At 63.5% G+C, this 10,164-nt stretch carries 14 protein-coding genes; 5 read left to right on the plus strand and 9 right to left on the minus strand.

Annotated features, from left to right (window positions below; genetic code table 11):
- From ACIQT2_RS07830 to ACIQT2_RS07840, 3 genes are all read left to right on the plus strand, one after another.
- On the plus strand, positions 1-651 hold the full coding sequence (locus ACIQT2_RS07830) for a nucleotide exchange factor GrpE (protein WP_402945208.1): 651 nt from the start codon (positions 1-3) through the stop codon (positions 649-651).
- 230 nt (positions 652-881) lie between these two features.
- Positions 882-1,856 carry a DnaJ C-terminal domain-containing protein gene (locus ACIQT2_RS07835; protein ID WP_397323576.1) on the plus strand — a complete coding sequence of 325 codons (975 nt, stop codon included), beginning with the start codon at positions 882-884 and terminating at the stop codon, positions 1,854-1,856.
- A 10-nt stretch (positions 1,857-1,866) separates the two neighbouring features.
- Positions 1,867-2,298 carry a heat shock protein transcriptional repressor HspR gene (locus tag ACIQT2_RS07840; RefSeq protein WP_402945211.1) on the plus strand — a complete coding sequence of 144 codons (432 nt, stop codon included), beginning with the start codon at positions 1,867-1,869 and terminating at the stop codon, positions 2,296-2,298.
- A gap of 9 nt (positions 2,299-2,307) precedes the next feature.
- Here ACIQT2_RS07840 and ACIQT2_RS07845 read toward each other — a convergent pair whose 3' ends face one another.
- Positions 2,308-2,703 (minus strand): hypothetical protein, encoded by a 396-nt coding sequence (locus ACIQT2_RS07845; protein WP_402945213.1) that lies wholly within the window; start codon positions 2,701-2,703, stop codon positions 2,308-2,310.
- Positions 2,704-2,761: 58 nt separating this feature from the next.
- Complete coding sequence (locus ACIQT2_RS07850; RefSeq protein WP_402945216.1) at positions 2,762-2,911, minus strand: hypothetical protein; 150 nt, start codon at positions 2,909-2,911, stop codon at positions 2,762-2,764.
- 165 nt (positions 2,912-3,076) lie between these two features.
- On the opposite strand from ACIQT2_RS07850, the gene ACIQT2_RS07855 reads away from it, so the two are divergent.
- Entirely contained in the window at positions 3,077-3,394 is a 318-nt protein-coding gene (locus tag ACIQT2_RS07855; protein WP_402945219.1) for a DUF3040 domain-containing protein, read from the plus strand.
- Here the strand turns inward: ACIQT2_RS07855 and ACIQT2_RS07860 are convergent.
- Together ACIQT2_RS07860 and ACIQT2_RS07865 are read right to left on the minus strand one after the other, a co-directional pair.
- Positions 3,391-3,843, minus strand: coding sequence for a hypothetical protein (locus ACIQT2_RS07860; protein ID WP_402945222.1), 453 nt, complete (start codon positions 3,841-3,843; stop codon positions 3,391-3,393). The genes ACIQT2_RS07855 and ACIQT2_RS07860 overlap by 4 nt on opposite strands.
- A gap of 81 nt (positions 3,844-3,924) precedes the next feature.
- Complete coding sequence (locus tag ACIQT2_RS07865) at positions 3,925-4,575, minus strand: hypothetical protein (protein ID WP_402945225.1); 651 nt, start codon at positions 4,573-4,575, stop codon at positions 3,925-3,927.
- A gap of 59 nt (positions 4,576-4,634) precedes the next feature.
- Between ACIQT2_RS07865 and ACIQT2_RS07870 the strand changes: the two genes are divergently transcribed.
- Positions 4,635-4,979: a hypothetical protein gene (locus tag ACIQT2_RS07870; RefSeq protein ID WP_397323568.1), complete on the plus strand. Its 345-nt coding sequence runs from the start codon at positions 4,635-4,637 to the stop codon at positions 4,977-4,979.
- Between the two features lie 109 nt (positions 4,980-5,088).
- Here ACIQT2_RS07870 and ACIQT2_RS07875 read toward each other — a convergent pair whose 3' ends face one another.
- The 5 genes from ACIQT2_RS07875 to ACIQT2_RS07895 form a co-directional block, all read right to left on the minus strand.
- Complete coding sequence (locus tag ACIQT2_RS07875) at positions 5,089-5,793, minus strand: DUF624 domain-containing protein (protein ID WP_402945227.1); 705 nt, start codon at positions 5,791-5,793, stop codon at positions 5,089-5,091.
- Complete coding sequence (locus tag ACIQT2_RS07880) at positions 5,790-6,725, minus strand: carbohydrate ABC transporter permease (RefSeq protein WP_402945230.1); 936 nt, start codon at positions 6,723-6,725, stop codon at positions 5,790-5,792. Before ACIQT2_RS07880 ends, ACIQT2_RS07875 begins: the two co-directional genes overlap by 4 nt.
- Positions 6,725-7,654 (minus strand): carbohydrate ABC transporter permease, encoded by a 930-nt coding sequence (locus ACIQT2_RS07885; protein WP_397323564.1) that lies wholly within the window; start codon positions 7,652-7,654, stop codon positions 6,725-6,727. Before ACIQT2_RS07885 ends, ACIQT2_RS07880 begins: the two co-directional genes overlap by 1 nt.
- Positions 7,655-7,662: 8 nt before the next feature.
- Entirely contained in the window at positions 7,663-8,946 is a 1,284-nt protein-coding gene (locus ACIQT2_RS07890) for an ABC transporter substrate-binding protein (protein ID WP_400336906.1), read from the minus strand.
- Positions 8,947-9,008: 62 nt separating this feature from the next.
- Complete coding sequence (locus ACIQT2_RS07895; protein ID WP_402945234.1) at positions 9,009-10,022, minus strand: hydroxyacid dehydrogenase; 1,014 nt, start codon at positions 10,020-10,022, stop codon at positions 9,009-9,011.
- Between the last annotated feature and the right edge of the window lie 142 nt (positions 10,023-10,164).

The raw sequence follows: 10,164 nt of genomic DNA on the forward strand, positions 1-10,164 counted from the left end.
ATGCCTCATCACGGCAACGAAGCAGAACACTCCGAAGACGAGCGCGGCAACGAGCAGCGCAAGCCGGTCATCCGGGACAACCGCAAGGTTGATCCGGAAACCGGGGCCGCCCGCCACCCCGAGGGCGAAGCGGCTGCTGCGTCCACCGAGGGCGATGCCCTGTCCCAGGCTGAGGAAATCCTCAACGGGGTAGAGGTTCCGGCTGAAGAGTCGGTCGCTCCCGGTGCCGCGGCGGAAGCCCAGGCGGCCGAACTGCGCAACGACCTCCTCCGCCTGCAGGCTGAATATGTCAACTACCGCAAGCGCGTGGAACGCGACCGCGCCGTGGCAGGGGAGATGGCCGTCATAGGCGTCCTGAACTCCCTGCTCCCGGTGCTGGACGATGTTGACGCCGCACGCCAGCACGGTGACCTCGAGGACGGCCCCTTCGCCGCCATCGCCACCAAGCTGGAGAACGCGCTGAAGACGTACGGACTGGAGCGCATCGCGGACACCGGAGTCGAATTCGACCCCACCATCCACGAGGCACTCATCCAGCAGCCGGGCGAGGACATCGAAGTAGACACGGTCAGCCAGGTGCTGCGCTCGGGATACCGCTCAGGCGAGCGTGTCCTGCGGGCAGCCCAAGTGATCGTCGCAGTACCGGCGTAGCTCACCCCGCCTGCGCGGATGAGGGGGCCCCGCCCCTACGCCGGGTGGCCGAGGATCTGCGATCCTTGGCCACCCGGCTTCGGCAGCGGATATTGGCCTTCCCAACACTCGCAAGCTCGTGTAGGGGCCCTCGGCCAGATCCTTGGATGCCACTCCCGGGCCCCCTCATCCGCTACGGCTAGGCGGTAAGGTCGCCGTACGCTTTAGTTTTGATTTGAAAGGAAACGCTCTTGGCCAGCCAGGACTGGGTTGAAAAGGATTTTTACGCGATCCTTGGTGTTGCCAAGGACGCGTCCGACGCTGACATCAAGAAGGCTTACCGCAAGCTTGCGCGGCAGTACCATCCGGATACCAACGCCGGGGACGCTGTCGCGGAGAAGAAGTTCAAGGACATTTCCGAGGCCTACTCGGTGCTGTCGAGCCCTGAGGACCGGCAGCAGTATGATGCCATCCGCGCCATGGGTGGTGCCCGGTTCGCTCCGGGCGCTGGTGGTCGTGGCGGCGCAGGGGCCAACGGAGGGTTCGAGGACCTGTTCGGCGGCCTGTTCGGCGGCGGCGCAGGTGCACGCCAACCGCAGGGTGGCGGCATTCCGCCGGAGTTCGCTGACCTGTTCGGCGGCGGATTCGGGGGAGGCCAGACAGGTTTCCAGCGCGCCCCGCAAAAGGGCTCGGACCGCACGGCCACCACGTCGATCTCCTTTGCCGGCTCCATCAAGGGCACCACGGTGAGCTTGCGCGAGAGCAACGGCAACGTCATCGACGTGAAGATCCCGGCCGGTATCAAGGACGGCCAAAAGGTCCGCCAGCGCGGCAAGGGCAACGTTGGCCCGGCCGGCAATGGGGACCTCATCATCACGGTCAGCGTGAAACCCCACGACTTCTTCCAGCGCGACGGGGACAACATCCGCGTCCACGTGCCTGTCACGTTCGCGGAAGCGGCGCTGGGCGCCACCATCGAGGTTCCAACGCTCGACGGCGACACCGTCAAGTTGCGCGTCCCGGCGGGCACTCCCGCAGGCCGGACTCTGCGTGTGAAGGGCCGGGGCGTGAAGACGTCCAAGGCGACCGGCGACCTGCTGGTGACCATCGACGTCGCCGTTCCGCAGAACCTGAGCAAGGAAGCGGAGGAGGCCGTGAAGGCGTTCGCTGCGGCCACTTCCGACGCCAACCCGCGTCACGACCTGGCCGCGAAGGCCCGGTTGTAAGGAGAAGGTCATGGCTATCGACGTCAACCAGCCGATCTTCGTCATCTCCGTCGCTGCGGAGCTTGCCGACATGCATCCGCAGACGTTGCGCCAGTACGACCGTTTGGGCATCGTCTCGCCCAGCCGTGCGCCCGGAAAGTCCCGCCGCTACTCACAGAACGACGTGGACAGGCTGCGCGAGGTGCAACGCCTTTCGCAATCCGGCGTCTCCCTTGAAGGGATCAAGCGCATCCTGGACCTCGAGAACCAAGTGGCAGCGCTGCAGTACCGCGTGGCTGAACTGACGGAAGAACTGTCACGCCGCCGGACTCCCGTGGACGCGAGGATCTTCGCAGCGGGAGCTGCGGGCGACGTCGTAAGCCTCGCACGGGGCCAGCGTCCCCGCGCCCGCTCCCAGGCCGTCGTCGTATGGCGACCGCGGCCGGGGGAGGGACAGCGTTAGCAGCAGGGACTAGGCCGAACGGTCCCAGCGGACCACAACCTTGGCTGCGCCCCCTTCTGTGCGCTCCACCTCGGCGATGATCTGCGACTCGGACGCGCCCATGTCCCGGATCTGCTGCTTGTAGTCCTCGAGGTGTTCCTGCAGGGACTCCTCCGTCCATTCTCCGGGCCGCATGCGGGTGGAGATTTCCACGGGCTCGGTGGGGACTACCAGGTCCTGCGGCTGGGCGTCCGCCACGGGCCCGCGCCGAACGGGTTCACCATCCGGGGCCAACATGCGCCAGGCAAAGGCGCCGCCGGCAATGCCGGCCAGGAGTCCCATGACGACGAGCCATGCTGTGCGGCCGCGTCGTGGCCTCGGGTTCTGTGCGAGGCTGTTCGGAATGTTTGCAGATCGTCGTGCCATGGGAAGAATCGCCTTCCAGTTGGTTGCCGTACGTCGTGCTGGGTACGTTCTTAGCTTGTCACAGTATCGCCGTGCCTGTGGGCCACCCGCCAGGCACCGTCTTCCCGGCGGTAAACCTGCGCGGCGCAGCGTCCCCGTTATGCAGCGCACGTTCGGCCTGGTAGAGATCAGCCCTGACCCAGGCGAGGAAATCATCGTGGTCGGTCATTCTTCCAGAGTGGTGCTTTCCCTTGCCGGATGGAAGGGCAAGCTGTGGCTACGGCGGTCGAATCGACAGATAATAAAGGCATGGCACGGCAAGCAGCGCAGGTGCCTCAGCGTGGAATGTAAGCGCCAGTGGCGTTGAATGCTCATGGGGTGGGGATGGATTCCGATGTCGTTATCGGATGAAGAGCGACGGAGCCTCGAAGAGCTCGAGCGTGGCCTTGTTGCATCGGACCCGGACCTTGACCTTCAGCTGAGGTCCGGGCGCCTCCGTGGAACGGGAGCCAGGATGGTCCTGGGCGCTCTGGCCCTCCTGGTCGGCTTTGCCCTGGTCATTTCGGGAATCATCACCCAGATCCTCATCGTGGGCGTGGCCGGATTCCTCGTCGCTGGTGGCGGAGCCTACCTCTTGCTGAGCCGTTTGGTTCTCAGGCGGCGGATCCGCAGGAACGGCGAGACGGGAAATGAGGCGGGACGAGGCGCCTAAACCACCGGCGAGTCCGGTTTGAACGGCACCTTGTCCAAGTTGGTGGCGGCCTGATCGGGCGGCGTGGTGTCCGCAGGAACGGGAGTGGGCTCACCAGGCCGGGCCATCATCCGCCAGACCATGACGGCACCGAAGCACAATCCGGCACCGACCAGGAACGCCACCAATCCCGCACTCCCGGACTTCTGTTTGCGTCCACGCCGGAGCGTTTGTGTTGCTTTCTTGACGGCCCTCGCTGCGGTGCCGCGCGCATGCTTGGCTGCCTTCCGGTCACCGGTCAGCGTGAGGACAACTCCGTGCACCACCGAAGGCACATCGGCGTGGTTGATCCGGGACAACGCCCATCCCACCACGGCATCAGTTTGCGAAGCAGTACCTTCGGCGGCGTGCTTAACCCACTCGCCTGCCAGGTCCTGGACGGCTGGAACTACGGATTTGACTGAGTACACGATGACCCCTTCACGGAGTAGATGGCCCCGTGTGCCAGCCTACGCTACCCGCCCGGTGACAAACAGTACCGCGATCAGGCTCTAGTCCCGGACCACCGACGCAAGTTCCACGGGGTTGTCGAGCCCTGCCCACGAGCCGTGCAGCGCGAGTTCGGCGTGCAGCTCCGGCGCTGCAGCAGTGTTGACGGCGGCATCCGCGGCCACATCCACCACGCGGTTCACCTTCAGGCGAAGCGACCCCGCATCGATGATCGTCACGCCGCTGCCCGATACTGGCGCCGACGCGCTCAACCCGGGAACACCGCCGTCGAGCGTTCCGCTGCCCTTGACCGTGACGGTGCTGGGGCGCGGCTCGGCCTCACCGTCCACCAGCAACGCCGCTTCTTTTTGTCCGGTGAGGATCGCGGTGGCCAAGGCTTTGACGTAGACGGGATCGCCGCAGGCGTCGTACACCCAGCGCTTGCCCAGGACCGAGTGCTCCATGGTGCCGATCAGCCACTCGCTGGCGCCGCCGAGCTCGTGTCCGCGGTAGCTCAGGGGAATTTGGTAGACGCGTTCACCCGCGGCAACGACGTGGGTTTCAATGCCTACCTCGCCAGCGGGATCGTCAAAACGGTAGGCGCCGATAAGCTCTGGTTCGCCGTCCTGGATGAACCACGGCTGCGTCGGCAGGTAGTCAGCGATGAGTTCAAGCTTGGTGGGGGACAGGGTTGCTTTGTGGATGATCGCCATGTCCCCCAGCCTAGGCCACGCCCTTTACAATCGAAGAGACGTCGACCATTGAGGGAATCATGAAGAAACTCACCACTGTCCTGATCGCTGCCGGGCTGCTCGCCTCGGCTTCCGCTTGTTCAGCACCGCAGCTGACCACCGCGCAGACCTGCGACAGGATGGCCGCCGCCGCGTCCGGGCTCACCCAGAGCAACAACAAGACGGCAAGCAACCGCGTGGCCAACGCCATCCGCCCCATCGAGGGTGTCGCCTCGGACGACATGAAGCCGGTTGTGACCTCCATCCTGGCCCTGCTGGATGAGCAGGCGAAGGAGAACCCGGACGAGGAGAAGCTCGGCAAGCTGACTGAGGAGTACCAGGAGGCTGGCACCAAGTACGGCCAGCTCTGCAACGGCGCCCAGTAGCGAACCTTTCTTACGAACGCTCTCTCACCTTCCACCCCTTAAACGCCAACGCTCTCTCATCGGATGAGAGAGCGATCGGCTGAAGGGGCGGTTCGGTGAGAGAGCGTTTTTAGTTGGAGGGGGTGTGGAGTACGGCGTGGAACGCGTACGAGGCGTTGCTCCAGATCACGAACAGCAGCGGTGCGGGTGCCAGTGCGACGCCCAGAACGGGCTGCAGGACGGCCGCGGAAACGATGATGCCCAGCAGTACCAGCATGGCCAGGCTCAGGTACCAGCGCTGCACCACCAGGTAGAGGGATGCCTTGAGGATGCTTTTCAGCCTCACCTCAGGCAGAAGTACGACGCCGGCAATCGCCGTGACGGTCAGGGTCACCGTCACGGCGGCTGCTACGACGATGAGCGGCAGCAGGAGTGCGGCGCCTGGAAGGGACTGGATGGCTACGAGGTCTACGCCGAGGAACAGCAGCAGTGCCACCGCAGCCACGCCGAGCGGAGCGGTCTTCACGAAACTGCGCTTGTATCCGGACAGGAAGGCAGCAACGGGGGTGACCGCGCCGCCGTCGTCGTTCAGGGACCGGAAGGCCGCGAAGAGGCCGGCGAGGGACGGCGCGATGGTGACTGAGAGGGCGAGGAAGAACGGCCAAGCGGCCGCTGGGTCTGCCACCAGGGAGAGGCAGAGCACCAGCGGCGCGTTGGCCAGGGCCAGCAGGACGTTGCCGGCCAGGAAGGTGTAGACGAAACCGAAGATGCTGCCGAAGGTTTCGAATCCTGGTCCTGACCGGCGGCGTTTGCGGGGAGCACGCACGGTGCTCATCCCTTCATTCCGCTCGTCGCGATGCCTTGGATGAAGTAGCGCTGGCCGATCAGGAAGATGATGAGGATGGGGATCACGGAGATCACCGAGCCGGTCATGATCATGGCGTATTCGGCGTCGAACTGGCCTACGAAGGAGCGTAGGCCCAGTTGGACGGTCCAGAGGCGGTTTGAGGTGAGGTAGATGAACGGGCCCATGTAGTCGTTCCATGTGTTCACGAACGTCAGCAGGGCCAGGCTCGCCAATGCGGGCTTGGACAGGGGCAGGATCACGCGGGCCCAGATGCCGTATTCGCTGAGCCCGTCGATGCGGGCGGCTTCGCAGAGTTCGTCGGGGATGGTCATGTAGTACTGGCGCATGAGGAACACGCCGAAGGCGCCGAAGGCCTGGAGCAGGATCAGGGCGTTGAAGCTGTTGGTCAGGCCCAGGTTCTGCATCATGATGTACTGCGGCACCATGTACGCCTGCCACGGGACGGCGATGGTGCCGATGTAGCAGAGGAACAGCACGTCACGGCCGGGGAAGCGGACCTTGGAGAAACCGTAGGCCGCCAGTGAGCCCGTGAGGACCTGGAGGCAGGTGATGATCACTGCCAGGTAGAGGGAGTTCTGCAGGTAGCCCATCATGGGAATGCGGGTCCAGATGTCCGCGTAGTTGCTCCACACGAATTCCTGCGGGATCCATTGGATGGGAACGGTGAGGACCTGGTTGTTCTCCTTCAGTGAGGAGGACACCATCCAAATGAACGGCACCATGAGCGCCACCACCAGGACCACCAGCACGCCGTAGATGATCACATTGGCGGTCCGCTTCTTCTGCTCGCGCGGCGAACGCTTGCGGACTGTCCGACGGCGGTCTTCCGCGCCTGCGGGAGGCAGGCCCGACCCGGCGAAGCGGGCCTCGGCCTTGAGGTCTTCGGCCATGTTGGTCATCAGCGTTCCCTCCGCTGTTGGATCTTGAACTGCAGGACGGTGACCGTCAGGACGATGAGGAACAGGACCAGCGAAATGGCAGAGGAGTAGCCGAACTTACCTTCGCCGATGCCCTCCTGGTAGATCAGCTGGGACAGGACTGTGGTGGAGCGTCCGGGGCCACCGTTGGTCATGACGACGATCAGGTCGAACACCTTGAAGCTGGAGACCGTCAGCATGACCACCACGAAGAACGTGGTAGGCCGCAGCGACGGGATGGTGACGTTCCAGAAACGCTGCCAGGCGCTGGCGCCATCGACTTCCGCGGCCTCGTAGAGTTCGGTCGGGATGGCCTGCAGGCCGGCCAAGTAGAGGACCATGTAATAGCCCATGTCCCGCCACACGCTGGTGATGATCACGGCAGGGAGCGCCCAGTCCGAGCTTGAGGTCCAGCCCGGTGCGTTGGCGATGCCGATCGCGTGGAGGAGCTGGTTGATCGGTCCGTTGTCCGGGCTGAACAGCATGTTCCACACCACCGCCACGGCAACCAGAGAGGTGATGTACGGGAAGAAGATCGCAACCCGGAAGAAGCCGATGCCCTTGAGCTTCCGGTTCAACAGCATCGCCAGGAGCAAGGCCAGGGCCATGGTCAGGGGAACGTGCCCGAGCGCATACACCACGGTGTTGCGCAGCGCGATCCAGAACGAGTCGGAGGCGAACATCCGCTGGAAGTTGGCCAGCCCAACCCACTTGGGGGCACTGAACGAGGTCCACTCCATGAAGGAGAGCGCGAAGGCGGCGAGGACGGGGATCAGGGTGAAGGCCAGGAAACCGATGAAGTTCGGGAGGATGAACGTCCAGCCGATCAGGGTATTACGCCTGGCCTGCTTCCTGTTGCCCCGGCCGGCAACAGCCGGGGCAACGGGCTTGGAGATTGTTTCTGTACTCATAACGAGCCTTACTGGCCGAGGACTTCGCTCTTGACGCGCTTGCCCATCTCAGCAATTCCATCCGTGACGGAGCGCTCGCCAACCATGATCAACTCGTGCTCCTGGTTGAGGACCTTGTCCGTGGCCGCCGACTTGTCGCTCACAGGCATTTCGAGTGCGGTGGTGTCCGGGGTGAAAGCCTTCTTGGACAGCTCGTCAGTGGGCATGCCGTCCAGTTTGAAGTAGGCGTCCTTCACAGCATCGTCCTGCAGGGCAGGAACAACGCCGATCTTGGAGATGGCCTTGGCGCCCTCCTCACCGGAGGCCCATTCGATGAACTTCTTGGCCTCATCGGAGTGCACGGCGTTCTTGTTCACGGCGAATGCCGTGGGCGAACCGAACGTGGTGACCTTGCCGTCGTCGTTCTTCTGGGGCATGGGGGCCAAGCCCCAGTTGACGTTGGTCTTGCCGTCCTTCTTGGCCTGCAGGATGCCGGCGATGTACCAGGTGCCCATGGGCATCATGGCTGCCTGTCCGGTTTCAAACATGGTCCGGTAGCTGGTCTTCTGGCTCTTGGCCGTGCCAAAGTCCAGGGTGGCGCCGCTCTTCTGCAGGTCCAGCGCGGTGTTGTACTGGTCCTCGAAGTAGCCGTAGTCGCCGCTGTTTTGGTCCTGGCCGTTCTGGGCTGCAGAGATGGCCTCAACCACTGAACGCCAGATGTGATGGTACGTGCCGTAGACCTTCTTGCCGTCCGCGCCGGTTGTGGTGAGCTTCTTGGCCAGTGCCGTGTACTCGTCCCAGGTCAGGTCCTTGGGGTCTTCCACCCCGGCGGCCTTGAGCAGGTCCTTGTTGTAGTACAGCAACCAGAAATCCTGGCGGTAAGGCGCTGCGTAGTATTTGCCGTTCATGTCGAAGGCATCGAGGCCGGCGAGTTTGTCCTTGCCAACCTTGTCCACTACGTCGCCGATTTCCTGCAGCTGGCCGTTGCTGGCGTAGCGGGAGTAGTCAATGACGTTCTTCATGGTCAGGACGTCCGTAGTGTCCCCGCCGGCCAGCATGGTGGTGACCTTCTGTGGGTAGTCATCGGCTAGGATGTCCACGGGCTCAATGTCGATGTTCGGGTTGGCAGCCTCGTAGCTGTCGAACAATGCCTTGAACTCCGGGGTTCCCTCGTAGTTCCAAACGGAGACCGTCAGCTTGGTCTTGCCGTTTGCTGCCGGTTGGTCGGCAGGGCCTGCTGCGCCTGAGCAGCCGGCGAGTCCAAGCCCTGCAGTCACCGCAAGGGCGATCGCGGCGAGGGTTGTGCGCTTCATTGCGTTCTCCTTAGTACTGGTATTAAGTCTGCCGCACGTGCGGCAGGTTGGTTCGTGCGGACTTAGGCGCTGAGGCCAAGATCCGCATGTACTACTTGGGCCAGGAGGTCCTTTCCGGCGAGGTACCGTTCAAGGTCATCCAGGGCGGCATCGGACATCCGCCGGGTTTCCGTGCCGAGCGATCCGGCGATGTGTGGGGTGATGATCACATTGGGCAGGTCATACAGGACCGAATCCGCCGGGAGCGGTTCGGGTTCGGTGACATCAAGGAGCGCGGTGATGCGACCCTTGCGGCATTCGGCTTCGAGCGCCGCTGTGTCCACAAGGGAGCCGCGCGCGGTGTTGATGAGCGTCGCGTGGTCCTTCATGATGTCCAGTTGGTGGGTGCTGATCATGTTGCGGGTTTCCGGCAGGGCCGGTGCGTGGATACTTACGACGTCGGACTCCCGCAGCAGTTGCTCCAACGTCACCAAGCTGCCACCGGCGGCAGCGACCTCCGCCGGGTTCGCGTGGGGATCGCTGACCAGGCACGTAACGTCCTGCAGTTGCTGGACCAGGTTCACCACGCGGCGGCCGATGCGCGAGAAGCCGACGATTCCAATGACCCGGCCGATGTTTCCGAGTTCTCCGCGGGCCGTAGCGTAGTCCCAGTCCTCGCGGAAGGTCCGGGCATCGTTGGCCAGGACGTGGGCCTTCTTGCCTGCCAGCACGATCGAAGCGAACGTGAACTCGGCGACGGGGATCGCATTGGCGTCTGCTCCGTTGGTGACAGTGATGCCGCGATCCCACAACTCCTCGCTCACAAAGCTGCGGACCGTCCCTGCACAGTGGAACACTGCCCGGAGTTTGGGCATACGCTCCAGGCGTTCTGCAGTGAGTCGCGGAACGCCCCAGCTGGTGAGGAGGATTTCCACCTCTTCCAGGCGGCCCGTGAGTTCGGGTGCGTCGAGGGAATCCGTCCATGGTTGCCCGCCGAGGTCCACCATTCCTGCCAGCCGCTCCAGTCGTGCGGAATCGAACTGGTCAGCAAAGGTTCCGCTATTCATGACCAGCAGTGCCTGGGGCTTGAGCGACATTCAGGGACCCTCCCTTCGGTTCTTTGTTGGTCTGTTCGACCGTGATTTATGTGTTGCATCACATCTAATAATCAGTACATACTCATGAACAAGACAGTTCATTCAACTCAATCGAGCTTGATCTAAAACGTTCATACTCGAA

The sequence above is a fragment of the Paenarthrobacter sp. NPDC090522 genome, from assembly GCF_044769225.1.
In the GTDB taxonomy this organism is placed as follows: domain Bacteria; phylum Actinomycetota; class Actinomycetes; order Actinomycetales; family Micrococcaceae; genus Arthrobacter.